Origin of the sequence: Mesorhizobium sp. WSM4312 (genome assembly GCF_002294875.1) — a bacterium.
Classification (GTDB): domain Bacteria; phylum Pseudomonadota; class Alphaproteobacteria; order Rhizobiales; family Rhizobiaceae; genus Mesorhizobium.
In genome coordinates this window covers 276,467-294,338 of record NZ_NSFU01000008.1, presented here as the reverse complement: position 1 = coordinate 294,338, position 17,872 = coordinate 276,467, and the positions used below count along the sequence as shown (strand labels likewise).

Sequence of the window (17,872 nt, the reverse complement as noted above, 5' to 3'; positions counted from 1 at the left end):
TCCAATCGCAGGCCGCGACCCGTGCCTGCGCTCCGGCAATCGACAGAAGGACTGGAGCCTACCGCCCCATCCTGTTCCAGGCATCAAGCCCGGCTATCTTGTAGGCTTCCGCCAGCGTCGGATAGTTGAAGGTGTTGTTGACGAAGAAGTCGACGGTGCCGCCCAGATTGATGACGGCCTGGCCGATGTGAATGAGCTCTGTGGCGCCCTCGCCCACGATGTGCGCGCCGAGCAGGCGGCGCGTTTCGATCGAGAACAACAGCTTGAGGAAGCCGGTGTTGACGCCCATGATGTGGCCGCGCGAGGTCTCGCGGAAACGCGCCACGCCGACCTCATAGGCGGCCCCACTTTCACGCACCTGTTCCTCGGACTGGCCGACGGTCGAGATCTCCGGCACCGCATAGATGCCATAGGGGAAGGTTTCCGGCGGCGGCGGTAGCGTCACGCCGAAAGCGTGGCAGGCGGCCACCCGGCCCTGCTCCATCGAGGTCGAGGCTAGACTCGGAAAGCCGATGACGTCGCCGGCGGCGTAGATGTTGGGGACGCTGGTCTGGAAGGTCTGCGGATCGACCTTGATGCGGCCTCGGGAGTCTGCCTCGATTCCGACCACGTCGAGGCCCAGGCTGCCGACATTGCCGGTGCGGCCTGCGGCGTAGAGCACGACTTCCGAACGGATGGTGCGGCCATCGGCCAGTTCCACTTCGGCGGCTTCGGGCTTGGAGCGGATTTCCTTCACCGCGCTGCCAAGCCTTATCGTCATGCCGCGATCGCGCATCTGGTGGATGAAATCGTCGACGATCTCGCGGTCGACGAAATCGAGGATGGAATTGCGCGGCTCGACCAGCGTCACCGGCACGTCGAGCGCGGAAAAGATCGTGGCGTATTCGACGCCGATGACACCGCCTCCGATCACCGTCAGCGTGCGCGGCAGGCGGTCGAGTTCCAGCATCTCGTCACTGTCGAAGACGCGGGTCTTGTCGAAGGGCACATCGCGCGGCCGGTGCGGCCTGGTGCCGACCGCGACCAGGGCGTTGGCGAATCCGACTTCGCTGTAATCGCCATTGTCTGATGTCAGGCTGACCTTGTTGGGGCCGAGAAATTTCACCGCCGCGCGGGCGCTCTTGACGGTGTTGCGGATGAACTGGTGCTGCAGCACCTCGACCTCGTGATCGAGCGTCTTGTGCAGGCGTTCGATCAGATCGCCGACGGAAATGTCCTGCTTGACCCTGTAGCCGCGTCCATAAAAACCGCGCTCGCGCCAGCCCGAGAGATTAAGCACGGTTTCGCGCAGCGTCTTCGAGGGGATGGTGCCGGTGTGTACGGAGACCCCGCCGAGGCGCCGGCCGCGGTCGACCACCAGCACCGATTTGCCGAGCTTGGCCGATTGCACGGCGGCGCGGCGGCCGGAGGGGCCGCTGCCGATGACCAGCATGTCATAGTCCATAGTGCCCCGTCCCTCTGCCCCTGGGCGCATTTGTTGCGCCGCAGCAAGCTAATGCCATCCGCCCGGCAAATTCAACCGATTCGGATCGTGTCCTGTGTCGCTCGCGCCTTGCGCCCCCCGACGGGATCCCGACCTTGATTCCGACACAGGCCTTCACCATTTCATTGGCGTGCGGCCCGCACCCTATGTTGGGCCTTGTTACGAGGAAATGACATGAACGCGCGCGTTCTTGACGGCGAAATCATCAACACCCGGCTTGACGATGTCCGGGCCTATGAAGGCGTGCGCACACGGCGCATCCTGGCCTTCGTGCTCGACTACATCATCGTTGCTCTGCTCACCATTCCCTTCGCCATACTGGTGTTCTTCCTCGGGCTTTTGACCCTCGGTCTCGGCTGGATGCTGTTCGGCGTCCTGGTGCCGGCCGTCGCCATCCTCTACATCTGGAACACGCTGGGCAGCGCCGACCAGGCGACCACGGGCATGAAGATGATGGGTATCCGCCTCGATCGTCTCGACGGGCGGCCGATCGACGGCCTGACCGCGGTCGTCCATTCCGTGCTGTTCTGGGCGGGCAACGTGATCCTGTCGCCGCTGGTCCTGCTGGTGACCTTGTTCTCCGACCGCAAGCGCACGCTGCACGACCTTTTGCTTGGCACGGTGGTCAGCCGCACCGACCGTTAAGGGCGTTTTTCGGGAGCGCTTCTGCCTTGTCGGCGCAAATGTGAAGGCGTTCGCATGCCTGCGCCTTCACAATCCTGTTGAATTTTTCGCTTTCCGCGCCAAAGGTAGAGCGACTCGAAGGAGCGTTTCCAAGACGTAAATGACGCAGCATCCGACCCAGTCGCCGCAGTTCTTCCTGACAGCGCCGTCGCCGTGCCCCTATCTCGACGGCCAGTTCGAGCGCAAGGTGTTCACGCACCTGGTCGGCGACAAGGCGTCGGAGATGAACGACCTGTTGACGCAAGGCGGCTTCCGGCGCTCACAGAACATCGCCTACCGCCCGGCCTGCGAGACATGCCGCGCCTGCGTTTCGGTGCGCATCCTCGCCCAGGAATTCACCGCCAGCCGCAACATGAAGCGTGTGCTGCAGCACAATTCCGACCTCGTCGGCGCCATGCACAATGCCGAGCCCTCGACGGAACAATATTCGCTGTTCCGCAGCTATCTCGATGCCCGCCACCGTCGCGGCGGCATGTCCGACATGACGGTGCTCGACTATGCCATGATGGTCGAGGATACCCACGTCGACACCAAGGTGATCGAGTACCGGCGGCGTGGGCCCGACACCTTCATCACCGGCAAGGGTCAGGGCGAACTCATCGCGGTGGCGCTCACCGACAAAATGGCCGACGGCCTGTCGATGGTCTATTCCTACTTCAATCCCGATTTCGAGGAGCGTTCGCTCGGCACGTTCATGATCCTCGATCACATCGCCCGCGCCAGGGCGATGGGCCTGCCCCATGTCTACCTCGGCTACTGGGTCAACGGCTCGCGCAAGATGAATTATAAGATGCGCTTCATGCCGCAGGAGCATCTCGGCCCCAAGGGCTGGGAGCGCTACACCAACGAAGCGGTTTCACGCTGAGTTTTTCCACGATCAGCGCTTAAACAGTTTCAAGGCAGGGGATGCTGGTCTTTCAGCCGGTCGGCTAGAGAGAGTGCGCCATTGCACCGCTCAGCCCTCGGCCTGCATTTCATTACGAAAGTTCCTGCATGTCCTCTCACAGCGACCACCAGAAGGGCCTCTTGATAACCGCCATTGGCGGCCTGACACTGACCGTCGACATTCCGCTGATCCGCCTCGCCGATGGCGGCGCATGGACGATCCTCATGTTGCGCACCGGCACCACTTTCATGGCTGCCCTGGTCATCTGGGCAGTCTGGCGCTCGCTGCGCAAGAACGCGCCGCAACTCATTCCAGGCTGGACAGGACTCGTCGTCGCCGCGTTCTACGGGCTTGGCTCGATCGCCTTCATCACCGGCGTCTTCAATACCTCGACGGCCAATCTCGTCTTCATCCTGGCTTTCACCACCATGTTCTCCGCGCTGCTGTCATGGCTGTTCCTGAAGGAGCGGCCGCGGCCTGCGACGCTCGCCGCGCTGGCGCTGATGATCTTCGGCGTGGCCATCATCGTCGGCGATTCGATCGGCGCGGGACATCTCTTCGGCGACCTGATGGCGCTGTGTTCGGCCTTCTGCATCGCTTCGGCCATCACCATCTCGCGCGCCAGCGGCAAGGACATGGGTTTCACGGCTCTGATCGGCGTCATCCTGCCGCTTATCGTTGCGGTGTTCATGGTCTCGAAGACCGGCTTTCACGTGAACGCGCCCTGGTGGATCATCTTCAACGGCGCCGTCATCATGCCGATCTCGTTCTTCTGCCTCGCCGCCGGGCCGAAATACATTTCGGGGCCGGAAGTGGCGATGTTCTATCTGCTCGAAACCGTGCTGGCGCCGGTCTGGGTGTGGATGATCTTTGCCGAGACACCGACCCGCAACAGTCTGATCGGTGGCGCGATCCTGATCGTCACGCTGGTCGCCCATTCGCTCTGGCAACTGCATGACGGCCGTAGGCAGCGGGGTGACCTTGCGGTGCACCATCCGGTCTGACTTGTAATTGATGTGCCGGCGCAAGTCGCGTTTCGGGATCAGGCGCTGGCTTTCTTCGCCACGCCGGGTTCCGGCAGGATTTCGATCTGCGGCGGCCCGCCTTCGATTTCGGCCGCCGAGTCGGCGGTCAACTCGTCGACCAGTTCCACCTCGCGCAGCCACTCGCGCCAGATGGCGACCAGCAGCGCCATCAGCACCGGGCCGATGAACAGGCCGAGGAACCCCATCGTCTTGACGCCGCCGATCAGGCCGAAAAAGGTCGGCAGGAAGGGCAGCTTTATCGGCCCGCCGACGAGCTTCGGGCGCAGTGTCTTGTCGACGATGAACAGTTCGACCGCGCCCCACAGGAACAGCGCCAGACCGGCCATGGGCGAGCCGCTGGCGGCCAGATAAATCGAGACAAGGGTGAAGGACAAAGGCGCCCCGCCGGGGATGAGCGCCATGACGCCGGTCAGGGCGCCAAGCGTCACCGGCGACGGCACGCCAGCCAGCCAGTAGGCGATGCCCAGCACCAGCCCCTCGCCGATGGCGATCACGGTCATGCCGGTCACCGTCGAGGAAATGGTCGCCGGGACGACTCGCGAAATCCGCTCCCATCGCGTCGGCAGGATGCGTTCGCCCAGGCGATCGACCTGGCCGGCAAAATGCTCGCCGTCGCGATAGGCGAAGAACAGGGCGATCATCATGAACAGCAGCGTCAGGAGCAGCCCAAACGCACTGCCGCCGGCGGCGAGCGCGCCGCGATAGATGCTGCCTATGTTTGCGCCGCTGATCAGCTGGATCAGTTCACCAATGCCGCCCGGATGACCAAAATTGGTCGTCCATTGCTCGTTCAGCCAGTCGCCTACGACAGGCATGGTCGCGATCCAGTGCGGCGTCACGGCCCCATGCCGATTGGTCTCGATCGCCCAGCCGACCCACTCGCGCACCTCGTTGATGGCGTAGGTGCCGGCGAGCGCGATCGGTATCACCAGGAAGGCGAGGATGAACAGGATGGCCAGAGTGGCGGCGATAGTGCGGTTGCCGCCGACACCAGCCAGCAGCCGCTGGTAAAGCGGCCAGCTGGCGAAAGCGATGACAAGTGCCGCCAGCACCGGGAACAGGAAACCGTGGAAGAAATAGACGCCGGCGGCGACGATCAGCACCAGCAGCCAGCGCGCCGCCGACAGCGGCGGAATGACGGCCGACCGCAGCGGCGTCGACAGGCCGAACAGGCGCTGCTGCCGTTCCGGTTTCTGGATCCTGGATTCTTTCAAACGCCCGTCTCTCCCAAACACCTTTCCCCGTTATGCACTGATATAGTGCAGCAATCGTGACGATACTCCAAATGCCCTGGAATCGGCCCCCTTGAGGGAGGTGGCCGGCAGCCCAGAGGGGTTGCCGCGCGTAAAGCGCCAGCGTTCTCTGCTCAAAGTATTAGGTCGCGTCCGGTCGAAGCCGGAGGCCGGTCCGGTCGAACCGACCCCTCTGTCGCCTTTGGCGACGTCTCCCCTCGAGGGGGAGAGCAGCTACCCGAACTTGCCCGTCCTCGGGAAACCCTTCGGCACCATGCGGCCGGCCGATGCCCGGGCGCCGATCCATTCGGCCAGTTCCTCGCGCGACCTCGTGAAGGTGCGGTCGGCCGAATCCTGCCAGGACAGGCCCGTCTCCAAGCTGAACGGCTTGAGATCGAGCAGGCCGCCATCCTTGTATTTCTGCAGCCGCACGCCCTTGCCGCGGCCCATCTCGGGAATTTCTGAAAGCGCGAACACCAGCATTTTCCGGTTCTCGCCGACGATGGCGAGGTGATCGCCGGTGACCGGCACGCAGCGCTTGGCCTCGTCCGGCGCCTTGACGTTCATCACCTGCTTGCCCTTGCGGGTGTTGGCGACCACTTCCTCCTCCGGCACGATGAAGCCATTGGCGTCATATGAGGCCAGCAGCAGCTTGCGCTTCGGATCGTGGACGAAGGCGGTGACGATGTCCTGGTCATTGTCCATGTCGACGATGATGCGGATCGGCTCGCCATGGCCGCGCCCGCCGGGCAGCCGGTCGGCGCCGATTGTGTAGAACTTGCCGCCGGTGGTGAAGACCAGCACCTTGTCGGTGGTCTGCGCGTGGAAGGCGAGCTTGAGGCTGTCGCCTTCCTTGAAGGTCAGCGTCGAAAGGTCGGCCAGATGCCCCTTCATCGCCCGCAGCCAGCCTTTTTCCGAAACCACCACGGTGACCGGCTCGCGCTCGATCATGGCGTGCGCGATGTCGGTCAGGTCGTGCTCGGGTGCATCGGCGAACTGGGTGCGGCGCTTGCCGAGTTCGGTCTCCGGGCCGAACTTGTCACGGATGTTGGTGACTTCCCACTTGATCGTCGACCATTGCTTGGCATCGGACGCCAGCAGCGCCTCGATCTGCTTCTTCTCGGCGCTCAGGCCATCGAATTCCTTGCGGATCTCGAATTCTTCCAGCTTGCGCAAGGCGCGCAGGCGCATGTTGAGGATTGCCTCGGCCTGGTTGTCGGTGAGCGACCAGCGGGCCATCATCACCTGCTTGGGCTCATCCTCCTCGCGGATGATCTTGATCACCTCGTCGATGTTGAGATAGGCGATCAGGTAGCCGGCAAGGATCTCCAGCCGTCTTTCGATCTCGCCCAGGCGATGTTTCGAGCGGCGGATCAGAACGTCGCGGCGGTGGTCGAGCCATTCCTGCAGCACGCCCTTCAGCGACAGCACGTTGGGCACCTTGCCGCGCGACAGCACATTCATGTTGAGGGGGAAACGGCTTTCAAGCTCGGTGAGCTTGAACAGCGATTCCATCAGGATGCCCGGATCGACGGAACGGCTCTTCGGTACCAGCACGACGCGGATATCCTCGGCGCTTTCGTCCCTGATGTCCTCGAGCAGCGGCAGTTTGCGGGCCATCAGCAGTTCGGCGATCTTCTCGATCAGCCGCGCCTTCTGCACGCTATAGGGGATTTCGGTGACGACTATGCTCCAGGTGCCCCTGCCCTGGTCCTCCTGGCTCCATTTCGAGCGCACACGAAAACCGCCGCGGCCGGTCTCGTAGGCCTCGAGAATGGAGGCGCGGCTGTCGATGATGATGCCGCCGGTCGGGAAATCCGGACCCTGGACGAAATCCATCAGCTTCGACACCGGCGCATCGCGATGCTCGATCAGGTGCAATGCGGCGTCGCAAAGCTCGGCCGCATTGTGCGGCGGGATCGATGTCGCCATGCCGACCGCGATGCCGGACGAGCCGTTTGCCAAGAGGTTCGGGAAGGCGCCGGGGAGCACCACCGGCTCCTCGTCCTCTTCATTGTAGGTCGGCCGATAGTCGACGGCATCCTCGGTGATGCCGGACAACAGTTCGGTCGCCACATCGGTCATACGCGCTTCGGTGTAGCGCATGGCGGCGGCGTTATCGCCGTCGATGTTGCCGAAATTACCCTGCCCGTCGACCAAGGGATAGCGCATCGAAAAATCCTGCGCCAACCGCACCAGCGCGTCGTAGATCGACTGGTCGCCATGAGGGTGGAACTTACCCATGACCTCGCCGACGATGCGGGCGCATTTGGCAAAACCCTGGTCGGGGTTGAGCCTGAGCAGCCGCATGGCGTGCATGATGCGGCGATGGACCGGCTTCAGCCCGTCGCGAACGTCGGGCAGCGCCCGGTGCATGATGGTCGACAGCGCATAGGCGAGATAGCGCTCTTCCAGCGCCTTCTTCAGATCGACCGGTTCAATGTGATCGCCACCGCCATCCTGAGGCGGCAAAAGCCTTTTTCCCATGGGCTGGAACTAGCCGAGCGGGCGATTCGCGGCAAGAGGCCGACAGATATACCCGCCGTTCTGCAACATGAAACCGTATGCCTGGGGATGTCGACCAACATCAGCCTGTTACATCAGGCCTTTATGGCCAAGCGTGATGATATCGGGCAACCGGCTCTTCATGACAAATTCACCGGTTTGCGCCAAGACGGTGGGATCGAGTTTGCCTTTCACCGTGATTTTCGACCATGGTACCGGGACACGCCTTTTTCCCGTCCAGTTCGTCACGGAATGGTGATGGCGCGAAGAATTGAAAAACAATTTCAGGACACTCTCAGGGACCTTGCGATGACAATCAAACGCTCAACTCTCCGGAAATTCGCTCTTTCGACCTTCTTGTTCACACTGCCGCTGAATGCGGCCCTTGCCCAGGATGCCGCAGTTGCCGACCGGCTGAAGGCCGCGCTGGCTGCCCAGGGCGTCAACATCTCCTGGACTGGGGTGACCGGCGACAACACCAGCATGGTGCTGCAGGGCGTTGCGATCAAGCCGGCGGCGGAAAAGGAAGCCCTCACCATCGGCGACGTCAAACTCGAGAACGTGACCGCGGCCAATGGTGGATTCGATATCGGCACCGTCTCGACCTCGGCCTTCGAGCACGCCAAGGACGGCGTCACCCTCAACCTCAGCCCCTTCGTCATCCATGACATGGTGGTTCCGGCCGATGGCGCCACCGGCCCGCTGGGCTCGCTGATGATGTACAAATCCGCCGAACTCGCCAACATGACGGTCAAGGTCGCCGACAAGACCGCCTTCTCGATGGACGGGCTTGCCATCCAGATCACGCCGCCCGCGGACGGCAAGGCGATGGAATTCACCGGCAATACGGAAAAATTCACGGCCGATCTCTCTTTGGTCGACGACCCCAAGTCCAAGGAAGTCATCGATGCGCTGGGCTACCAGAACATTTCGGGCAATCTCGCAATGGCTGGCACCTGGCAGCCCTCGGACGGCAAGATGGAACTGTCGAAATACGACATCTCCGTCGATAATGCCGGCACGCTCGGCATGACCTTCGACCTCGGCGGCTACACGATCGACTTCATCAAGTCGCTGCAGGAAATGCAGAAGAAGATGGCCGCGCAGCCTGAAGGCGCTGACAATTCGGCGCAAGGTATGGCCATGCTCGGCCTGTTGCAGCAGCTGTCGTTCAACGGCGCCTCGATCCGTTTCGACGACGATTCGCTGACCGGCAAGGTGCTGGAATATGTCGGCAAGCAGCAAGGCATGTCGGCCAAGGACATCGCCAACCAGGCCAAGGCGATCGTGCCCTTCGGCATGGCGCAGCTCAACAATCCGGAACTGACGGCGCAGGTGACCGCGGCGGTCAGCAAATATCTCGACGACCCGAAGAGCCTCGAAATCTCGGCGGAGCCGCCGGCCTCGGTGCCGTTCGCGCTGATCATGGCCGGCGCCATGTCCAACCCGCTCGACCTGCCGAAGACGCTCGGCATCAGCGTCAAGGCGAACGAAGACTGATCGAACGGCCTCAGAATACAAAAATAGCCCGGCAGCGATGCTTTTTTGGATTATCGAGTCGAAAGAATCGGTTCTGGCGGGTTTTTAAAGTACCGCCCGAACCTCGCCATCAGGCGTCCTTCCTGGTCGGGGCGACACGCAGTGCCAGTTCGCGAAGCTGCTGCGGGCTTGCTTCCGACGGCGCGCTCATCAACAGGTCGTAGGCCTGCTGGTTCATCGGGAACATGGTGATCTCGCGCAGGTTCTTGGCGCCGACCAGCAGCATGACGACGCGGTCGACGCCGGCCGCCATGCCGCCATGCGGCGGCGCGCCATACTGGAAGGCGCGATAGAGGCCGCCGAAGCGCTCCTCGACGGTGGCACGGTCCAGTCCGACCGTCTCGAACGCCTTGACCATGGTTTCGGGCAGATGGTTACGGATGCCGCCTGATGCAATCTCGAAACCGTTGCAGACCATGTCGTACTGGAAGGCCTTGATGCCGAGCAGGTCCTCGCCGTTCAGCGCATCGATACCGCCCTGCGGCATCGAGAACGGGTTGTGGGCGAAGTCGATCTTCTTCTCCTCCTCGTTCCATTCGAAAAACGGGAAGTCGACGATCCAGCACAATTCGAAGCGCTCGCGGTCGACGAGATTCAGTTCCTCACCGGCGCGCGTGCGGGCCGCACCAGCGAAAGAAACGAACTTCTTGGGATCACCTGCAACGAAGAAGGCGGCATCGCCGTCGGCAAGGCCGAGCTGCTGGCGGATCGCCTCGGTGCGCTCTTCGCCGATGTTCTTGGCAAGCGGACCGGCGCCTTCGAGCTTGTCGCCCTCCTTGCGCCAGAAGATGTAGCCCAGCCCCGGCTGGCCCTCGCCTTGCGCCCAGGAGTTCATGCGGTCGCAGAAGGCGCGGCTGCCGCCGGTCTTGGCCGGAATGCCCCACACCTCGGCCTTCGGGTCGTTGGCCAGGATGTTGGCGAACACCTTGAAGCCGGAATCGCGGAAATGATCGGAGACGGCCTGCATTTCGATCGGGTTGCGCAGGTCTGGCTTGTCGGAGCCGTATTTGCGCATAGCGACATCGTAGGGAATGCGCTGGAACTTCTGCGTCACCGGCTTGCCGTTGGCGAAGGTCTCGAAGACGCCCCGCATCACTGGTTCCATGGTCGACAGCACGTCGTCCTGTTCGACAAAGCTCATTTCCAGGTCGAGCTGGTAGAATTCGCCCGGCAGACGGTCGGCGCGCGGGTCCTCGTCGCGGAAGCACGGCGCGATCTGGAAATAGCGGTCGAAGCCCGACACCATGATCAGCTGCTTGTACTGCTGCGGCGCCTGCGGCAGCGCGTAGAACGTGCCAGGATGGATGCGCGACGGCACCAGGAAGTCGCGCGCCCCCTCGGGCGATGAAGCCGTCAGGATCGGCGTCGAGAATTCGGTGAAGCCGACATCGTTCATGCGCTTGCGCATCTCGGCGATGATTTTTGTGCGCGCCACGATGTTCTTGTGCAGCGTGTCGCGGCGCAGGTCGAGGAAGCGGTACTTCAGCCTGATGTCCTCGGGATAGTCCGGCTCGCCGAACACCGGCAGCGGCAATTCCTTGGCCGCCGACAGCACCTCGATCTCGCGGGCGAAGATTTCGATCTCGCCGGTCGGCAGGTTGGCGTTGGTGGTCTCGGGCAAGCGCGCCTTGACCTCGCCGTCGACGCGGATGACCCACTCGCCGCGCACGGTCTCGGCGACCTTGAAGGCCGGCGAATCGGGATCGGCGACGATCTGGGTCAGGCCATAGTGGTCGCGCAGGTCGATGAACAGCAGGCCGCCATGGTCGCGCACGCGATGCACCCAGCCCGACAGGCGAACGGAAGAGCCGACGTCGCTCTTTCTCAACTGGGCACAGGTATGGCTGCGGTAACGGTGCATTGTCATTGGTAAAGTCCGGGGTGCTGGGTGGCAGGCCAAAGCATCGAAGCCCGGCCCAAAATTTGCGCGAAAAGCGCATGGGAGGCCGGATTTGTCAAGGCAAGGAGACGTTGGGCCGTATCCAGGTTCGACCGTCAGGGCTCAAGTCTTTGCCGGCCTCCACGCATTGCCGCTGGACGTGTTTCCTGAGACAACGCCTCTATCAAGCGATCTGGTATCAAGCGACCTGGAGACGCCCAGTGCCAAAACGCACTCTCCCGCCGGGCATTGGGCCACACAATGGCCGCGAGCTGGAACTGATGCTTCAGGGCGACAAGCCAATGGCCTTGTTCCAGGCCGAACCGGGCATGGACACCGAAGATATTGGGGACGCCGTCGCACATGCTGCATCGCTGAAACTGCTAAATTCCAGCATGGATTGAACGACTGCGTCCCAAGCCGGGACGAATTCGCCATGGAATGCAACGGCCTGCCCCCTCAATGCCGGCCTAGATTTGCCGCTGGCATTGACGAGGGTAATGGTTCAAGAAGGGATCACCGATACGTGATCGCCTTTTCATGTCCTCCATCCGCCCGCTGATCCCGCTTCTTCTCGCCGCAGGCATCCTGCTCGGCGGCAATGGGCTGCAAAGCACGCTGATCGCACTGCGCGGCGCGCAGGAGGGGTTTTCCGCTTCCGACATTGGCCTGATGGGCACCTTCTATTTCGCCGGCTTCCTGCTCGGCTGCCTGGCCATTACCCGCATCATGAAGGCGGTCGGCCATATCAGGGCGTTTTCGGCGCTGGCCGCCATTGCATCGGTCGGCACTCTGCTGTTGGTGCTGGTGCTCGATCCGGTGATGTGGTGCGCCGCGCGCTTTGCCGGCGGCTTCTGCTTCGCCGGGCTGTTCACCATCGTCGAAAGCTGGCTGAATTCCGGCGTTACCAACAAGGATCGCGCCCGCGTGCTGGCGATCTACCGGATGGTCGACACCGGCTCGGTGACATCGGCCCAGTTCCTGATCCCGGTCTTCGGCGCCGGCGGCTTCACCATCTTCGCCATCATGTCGATCATGATAACGCTGTCGCTGGTGCCGGTCTCGCTCGGCGACCGCTCCAACCCGACACCGCCGGAGGAGGTCAAGCTCGACCTGGCGCGCGTCTGGCGCATTTCGCCGCTCGGCTGCTTCGGCTGCATCGCAGTCGGCGTCACCAACAGCGCATTTCGCACGCTGTCGCCGGTCTATGCCGAACAGATCGGCATGTCGGTCGCCGATGTCGTAACCTTCGTCAGCGTCGGCATTTTCGGCGGCGCCATCATCCAGTATCCGCTCGGCTACCTCTCCGACCGCTGGGACCGGCGCCGGGTGCTGTTGCTGACGACCTGCTGCGCGATGCTTTCAGCCCTGGCGCTGGTGTTCATCGCCGGCAGCAATCCCCTGCTCAACTTCATCATCATCTTCATCTTCGGCTGTTTCGCCATGCCGCTTTATTCGCTGTCGGCGGCGCATTCCAACGACCGCGCCGGCACGGGCGAGTTCGTGCTGATCAATGCGGCGCTGATGCTCTTCTACTCCTTCGGCGCCATCGGCGGCCCTTTCGCCGCCTCGACAGTGATGCAGCATTTCGGGCCGAGCGCGCTGTTCGTTTTCAGCGCCACCGTCTATGCGATCTTCATCGCCGTCATCCTCTACCGGATGCAGGCACGCTCCGGCGTGCCCGTGGGCAAGCGCAGCCGCTTCATCGCGCTGTTGCGCACGTCGACCGTCTTCGCGCGGCTGGCCAGGCGCAATGGCGATGCCGATGGCCCGGGAAGCGCATGATGGCGGCGCCAAAGCTTGACGAAAGCCTTCCCGGCTGAAATCTAGGAAGACCTTACTCCTGCCAAAAGCGATTTGATGCACGTCATCACCACCCAGAAAGAACTCGAGACCGTTCTCGCCGCTTTCGAAAAGTCGGATTTCGTTACCGTCGACACCGAGTTCATCCGCGAAACGACCTTCTGGCCGATCCTGTGCCTGATCCAGATGGCGGCGCCCGGCGTCACCGCGCTGATCGACCCGCTGTCGCCCGACATCAACCTCGCCCCGTTCTTCCGGCTGATGGCCAACGAGGCCGTGGTCAAGGTCTTCCACGCAGCGCGCCAGGACATCGAAATCATCGTCCATCTCGGCGATCTCGTGCCGCACCCGGTGTTCGACACGCAGGTCGCGGCCATGGTCTGCGGCTTCGGCGACAGCGTTTCCTACGATCAGCTCGTGCAGCGCATCACCGGCGCGCGGCTCGACAAGTCGTCTCGCTTCACCGACTGGCGCCACCGGCCGCTGTCCGACAAGCAGCTCGATTACGCGCTCGCCGACGTCACCCATCTGATCGAGGTCTATCAGCATTTGAGCGCCGAACTGGCGCGGGAGAACCGCGCCCACTGGCTGAACGAAGAGATGGACGTCCTGACCTCGCGCGAGACCTACGATCCGCATCCCGAAGACGCCTGGAAGCGGCTGAAGATGCGGCTGCGCAAGCCGCAGGAACTGGCGATCGTGCAAGCCGTGGCGGCATGGCGCGAACGTGAGGCGCGCGAGCGCGACGTGCCGCGCGGCCGCGTGCTCAAGGACGACGCGATCTATGAGGTGGCGCAGCAGGCGCCGCGCGACACGGCTGCCCTCGCCAAGCTGCGCACGACGCCCAAGGGCTGGGAGCGCTCCTCGACGGCGACGGCCCTGCTTGGGGCGGTCAATACCGCGCTGGCCTTGCCCAAGGAGCAGATGCCGAAACTGCCGAAGAATTTCCAGCCGCCGGAAGGCTCGAGCGCCGCCGCGGAATTGTTGAAAGTGCTGCTCAGGATCGTCGCCGAAAAGCAGGGCGTGGCCTCGAAGGTGCTGGCCTCCAGCGACGACATCGACCGCATCGCCGCCGAAGGCGAGGACGCCGATGTGCCGGCACTGCAGGGCTGGCGGCGCGCCGTGTTCGGCGAAGCGGCGCTGAAGCTGGTGCGCGGCGAGATCGGGATAAAGTTCGACAAGCGTAAAATAGCGGTGTTCGACCTCTAGAGGCTTTCTAGCCGATGCGTTCGGATCAGGACGAGAACCGGCGATACGAAGCGATCGACGCATTGCGTGCGATTGCCGTGATGCTGGTTCTGATCTTCCACTATACGTCCCGCTTTCCCGCCGACTACATCGGGTTCGACCACCAGATGACGCTGCCATGGCAAGGGATAGTTGGCGTCTTTCTCTTTTTCATTATCAGCGGCTACTGCATCGCGATGACAGCAGAGCGGTCTGGAACCGTGTGGATGTTCTGGCTGCAGAGATTTACGCGGCTGGAGCCCGCGCTCATCGCCTGTATCTCGATCACGCTTGTCGTGGTTGCGGCTCTGGGTCTTCCGGGTAGGGAGGTTTCAGCGCTCGACGGACTGAAAAACGCAAGCTGGGTAACCCTGTTCGCTCCAACGCCGCTTGTCGACGGCGCCTACTGGTCACTGCTTGCGGAAGCAAAATTCTACTTCGTGTTCGGCCTCATCTTCTATCTCTGGCCAAATCGCGTTCTCGTCCTTTTCACCGGCTTTACCGTTCTGGGCGCAATTGCACAGTTTTCAGGGTTGTGGAGAGACCATCAGGCTCTGATTTACCCCTTCAAGGGCGTCGCCATGCCGTATTTTCTGTTCCCCTACAGCCTCTTCTTCTTGATGGGCATCGCGGCGAGGCGATCGACCCGAACTGTGCAGACGGTCGTGACAGCCGGATGCCTGGTGGTTGTTGTCAAGCTGTGGGGCGGTTCAGCATTCAGTGCCTGGGTGATCGCGCTTTCAATTCTTGGGGTCATCGGCGTCCAGCTGCGCGATATCAAGATCTGGCGAAGCGTGAGTTACATCGGCTTGATCAGCTATCCTCTGTATCTTCTGCACCAGAATGTCGGTGTCGCGATCATACGATGGCTGGCTCCGTGGATCGCCTCCCCGTATCTTCGGATCGGCATAGCGTTCTGCACCGTGGTCGCCCTTGCAGCATTCGTCGCGTGGGCGGTCGAGCATAGATTTCGGCGGAGGATCGAAATCCATGCGGCGCGCTTGATGTCGAGGGCCGCAACCCCCGCATGACCCTGCCTCAGACGATGTCGAGCAAATGCAGCGCAAACCAGATCCAGGCCAGCGCCAGCACCACCGCACCGGCGAAGAAAGAGCGGCTGCGCAGCCGCAGATTGTTGCTGGTCAGGTGAACCCAGGCATGAAAATAACGCGTCAGGACGAAAATCCACGCCAGCGCCAAGGTCAGATAGTTGACCCCGTTGGTGACGTGGAGCGTCAGGCACAGCACATAGAAAAGCACCGGCAGTTCGAACTGGTTGCAGAGATTGGCGGCAACGGTGATGCTGGACGCCGGCTCGGTCGAGCGGGCCTTGTACTGTCCGACCTCGGCCTCACCTGATCTGATTGCGCCATTTCTGCGGCGCCCCAATACGCCGTAGACGATGTAGACCAGAGCCACATGCGCCAGAACGGGCCAGAAGATCGTCGTCTGGTTCATGGATATTTCCCCTGCTCTGTCCGGCTTCAGGCCTGGCGTCTTTGGCCCACCAGCCAGAAAGCGGCGATGACGACCACCGGGATGGCGAGAAGCGCGAATTTGGTGACGATCAGAGCAGAAGCGAAAGACAGTGAATCCGGGTTGGCCGACAGGAAATCGGACAGAAGCCGCGCCACGGCGATGTTCTGGGCATAGTCGGCCAGCGTGTAGGGCAGCACCAGAACCAGGGCGAAGATCGACTGCACCTGCCCGGGAAGCTCGCGGAAGTTCTGCAGGCGCCGGCCGCTGGCCAGGACCAGGCTCACCAAGGTCAGCGACAGCAGCGCCGGGAACAACAGATCGAAGGTCAGATAGTGCCAGACCAGAATGATCTCGCCGCCGCGCCGTCCGAGCGCCGTCAGCCAGGCCATGCCTTCGTCGGGCGTGAAGCCGAAATAGCGCATGTCGAGCGACGGCAGGCCGCCGCTCAACTGGCGGAAATAGAAGAATTCCATCACCGTCATGGCGATGAAAACCGCCGCCGACAGGAAACACAGTGCGGCCGCGTGGCGTGGCAGCCGCAGGACCGTCGCGGTCAGGCTCCGCCCGAGCCCGTATTGTTCAGGCTCCGCCGGGATAGTTCGGGCTTTCGCGGGTAATCGTGACGTCATGGGCGTGGCTTTCACGAAGTCCGGCGTTGGATATGCGCACAAAAGTGGCGCGCTCGCGGAAATCGGCAAGGTCGCGGCCACCGACATAACCCATAGCGGCTTTTAGCCCGCCCGCAAGCTGGTGCAGCACGCCAGACACAGGTCCTTTGTATGGAACCTGGCCCTCAATGCCTTCCGGGACCAGTTTGAGGGTATCGCGCACCTCGGCCTGGAAGTAGCGATCGGCCGAGCCGCGCGCCATGGCGCCGACCGAACCCATGCCGCGATAGGCCTTGAAGGAGCGACCCTGGTGCAGATAGACCTCGCCCGGGCTCTCATCGGTTCCGGCCAGCAGCGAGCCGATCATGGCGGCACTGGCGCCGGCGGCGAGCGCCTTGGCGAGATCGCCGGAATATTTGATGCCGCCGTCGGCAATCACCGAGACGCCCGACTTATGCGCCGTCTCGACGGCGGACATGATGGCTGAAAGCTGCGGCACGCCGACACCGGCGACAATGCGGGTGGTGCAGATGGAGCCCGGGCCGATGCCGACCTTGACGGCGTCGGCGCCGGCGTCGATCAGCGCCTGCGTGCCTTCGGCGGTGGCGACGTTGCCGGCCAGGATGCGCACCGAGTTGGAGAGTTTCTTGGCGCGCGTGACCGCGTCGAGTACGCGCTGCGAATGGCCATGCGCGGTGTCGATGACCAGAAGATCGACCCCGGCGTCGATCAGGCGCTCGGCGCGCTCGAAGCCATCGTCGCCGACGCTGGTGGCGGCCGCCGCGCGCAGGCGGCCCTGCGCATCCTTGGTGGCGTGCGGGTTGAGCTGCGACTTCTCGATGTCCTTGACGGTGATCAGGCCGACGCAATTGCCCTGCTTGTCGACGACGACGAGTTTTTCGATGCGGTGCTGGTGCAGAAGCCGCTTTGCTTCGTCCTGGTCGACATTCTCCTTGACCGTGATCAGGTTCTCGCGGGTCATCAACTCATAGACCTTCTGCGCCGGGTCGGAGGCAAAGCGCACGTCGCGGTTGGTCAGGATGCCGACCAGCCTGCCGGTCTTGTGGCCGCCAGTGCCGCCATTCTCGACCACCGGAATGCCCGAGATCGAATAGGTTCGCATCAGCGACAGCGCATCGGCGAGCGTGGCGTCCGGACCGATGGTGACCGGATTGACCACCATGCCGGATTCGAATTTCTTCACCTGCCGCACCTGCTCGGCCTGTTCGGCCGGCGAGAAATTGCGGTGGATGACGCCGATGCCGCCGGCCTGGGCCATGGCGATGGCAAGACGCGCCTCGGTGACGGTGTCCATCGCGGCGGAGAGGATCGGCACGTTGAGATCGATGTCGCCCGCGATGCGGGTGCGGACATCGGTTTCGCCGGGCATGACCTCGGAGTGACCCGGCTGCAAAAGCACGTCGTCAAAGGTCAGCGCCAGTGCGCCTGTGGACGTTTCGATGATTTTTGCCATGGCCAGCCCTTTAGAATGCGGAAAAAG

At 62.7% G+C, this 17,872-nt stretch carries 15 protein-coding genes; 8 read left to right on the top strand and 7 right to left on the bottom strand.

The window, feature by feature from the left end; translation table 11 throughout:
* Positions 1-58 precede the first annotated feature (58 nt).
* On the bottom strand, positions 59-1,444 hold the full coding sequence (sthA, locus tag CK228_RS15810; protein WP_095770458.1) for a Si-specific NAD(P)(+) transhydrogenase: 1,386 nt from the start codon (positions 1,442-1,444) through the stop codon (positions 59-61).
* Between the two features lie 213 nt (positions 1,445-1,657).
* Here sthA and CK228_RS15805 point away from each other — a divergent pair, with 213 nt between their 5' ends.
* From CK228_RS15805 to CK228_RS15795, 3 genes are all read left to right on the top strand, one after another.
* Positions 1,658-2,128 (top strand): RDD family protein, encoded by a 471-nt coding sequence (locus CK228_RS15805; RefSeq protein ID WP_095788425.1) that lies wholly within the window; start codon positions 1,658-1,660, stop codon positions 2,126-2,128.
* A gap of 139 nt (positions 2,129-2,267) precedes the next feature.
* The gene (locus CK228_RS15800; RefSeq protein ID WP_019857587.1) at positions 2,268-3,032 is read left to right on the top strand and encodes an arginyltransferase; all 765 of its coding nucleotides are present in this window, start codon (positions 2,268-2,270) and stop codon (positions 3,030-3,032) included.
* A gap of 128 nt (positions 3,033-3,160) precedes the next feature.
* The gene (locus tag CK228_RS15795; protein ID WP_095788424.1) at positions 3,161-4,057 is read left to right on the top strand and encodes a DMT family transporter; all 897 of its coding nucleotides are present in this window, start codon (positions 3,161-3,163) and stop codon (positions 4,055-4,057) included.
* 38 nt (positions 4,058-4,095) lie between these two features.
* Here CK228_RS15795 and CK228_RS15790 read toward each other — a convergent pair whose 3' ends face one another.
* Entirely contained in the window at positions 4,096-5,313 is a 1,218-nt protein-coding gene (locus tag CK228_RS15790; protein ID WP_095770461.1) for an AI-2E family transporter, read from the bottom strand.
* 252 nt (positions 5,314-5,565) lie between these two features.
* On the bottom strand, positions 5,566-7,818 hold the full coding sequence (parC, locus tag CK228_RS15785) for a DNA topoisomerase IV subunit A (protein WP_095788423.1): 2,253 nt from the start codon (positions 7,816-7,818) through the stop codon (positions 5,566-5,568).
* A gap of 327 nt (positions 7,819-8,145) precedes the next feature.
* Between parC and CK228_RS15780 the strand changes: the two genes are divergently transcribed.
* Positions 8,146-9,336 carry a hypothetical protein gene (locus CK228_RS15780; protein WP_095788422.1) on the top strand — a complete coding sequence of 397 codons (1,191 nt, stop codon included), beginning with the start codon at positions 8,146-8,148 and terminating at the stop codon, positions 9,334-9,336.
* Between the two features lie 109 nt (positions 9,337-9,445).
* Here CK228_RS15780 and aspS read toward each other — a convergent pair whose 3' ends face one another.
* Positions 9,446-11,236, bottom strand: coding sequence for an aspartate--tRNA ligase (gene aspS / locus CK228_RS15775; protein ID WP_179295939.1), 1,791 nt, complete (start codon positions 11,234-11,236; stop codon positions 9,446-9,448).
* 239 nt (positions 11,237-11,475) lie between these two features.
* Here aspS and CK228_RS15770 point away from each other — a divergent pair, with 239 nt between their 5' ends.
* The 4 genes from CK228_RS15770 to CK228_RS15755 all read left to right on the top strand — a co-directional run bounded on the left by CK228_RS15770 (position 11,476) and on the right by CK228_RS15755 (position 15,315).
* Positions 11,476-11,658 (top strand): hypothetical protein, encoded by a 183-nt coding sequence (locus tag CK228_RS15770; RefSeq protein WP_245438043.1) that lies wholly within the window; start codon positions 11,476-11,478, stop codon positions 11,656-11,658.
* 136 nt (positions 11,659-11,794) lie between these two features.
* Positions 11,795-13,039 carry an MFS transporter gene (locus tag CK228_RS15765; RefSeq protein ID WP_095788420.1) on the top strand — a complete coding sequence of 415 codons (1,245 nt, stop codon included), beginning with the start codon at positions 11,795-11,797 and terminating at the stop codon, positions 13,037-13,039.
* Between the two features lie 75 nt (positions 13,040-13,114).
* Positions 13,115-14,266: a ribonuclease D gene (rnd, locus tag CK228_RS15760; RefSeq protein ID WP_032929849.1), complete on the top strand. Its 1,152-nt coding sequence runs from the start codon at positions 13,115-13,117 to the stop codon at positions 14,264-14,266.
* A gap of 14 nt (positions 14,267-14,280) precedes the next feature.
* Positions 14,281-15,315: an acyltransferase gene (locus tag CK228_RS15755; protein ID WP_095788419.1), complete on the top strand. Its 1,035-nt coding sequence runs from the start codon at positions 14,281-14,283 to the stop codon at positions 15,313-15,315.
* A gap of 7 nt (positions 15,316-15,322) precedes the next feature.
* On the opposite strand, the gene CK228_RS15750 is transcribed toward CK228_RS15755, so the two are convergent.
* Genes CK228_RS15750 through guaB form a run of 3 tightly spaced genes read right to left on the bottom strand, consistent with a single transcriptional unit; the run spans position 15,323 to position 17,845 of the window.
* Positions 15,323-15,742, bottom strand: a complete 420-nt coding sequence (locus CK228_RS15750; RefSeq protein ID WP_095770469.1) for an MAPEG family protein — start codon at positions 15,740-15,742, stop codon at positions 15,323-15,325.
* A gap of 26 nt (positions 15,743-15,768) precedes the next feature.
* Complete coding sequence (locus CK228_RS15745; protein ID WP_095770470.1) at positions 15,769-16,392, bottom strand: hypothetical protein; 624 nt, start codon at positions 16,390-16,392, stop codon at positions 15,769-15,771.
* Positions 16,343-17,845, bottom strand: coding sequence for an IMP dehydrogenase (guaB, locus tag CK228_RS15740; protein WP_010915551.1), 1,503 nt, complete (start codon positions 17,843-17,845; stop codon positions 16,343-16,345). The genes CK228_RS15745 and guaB overlap by 50 nt, the downstream gene beginning before the upstream one ends.
* Between the last annotated feature and the right edge of the window lie 27 nt (positions 17,846-17,872).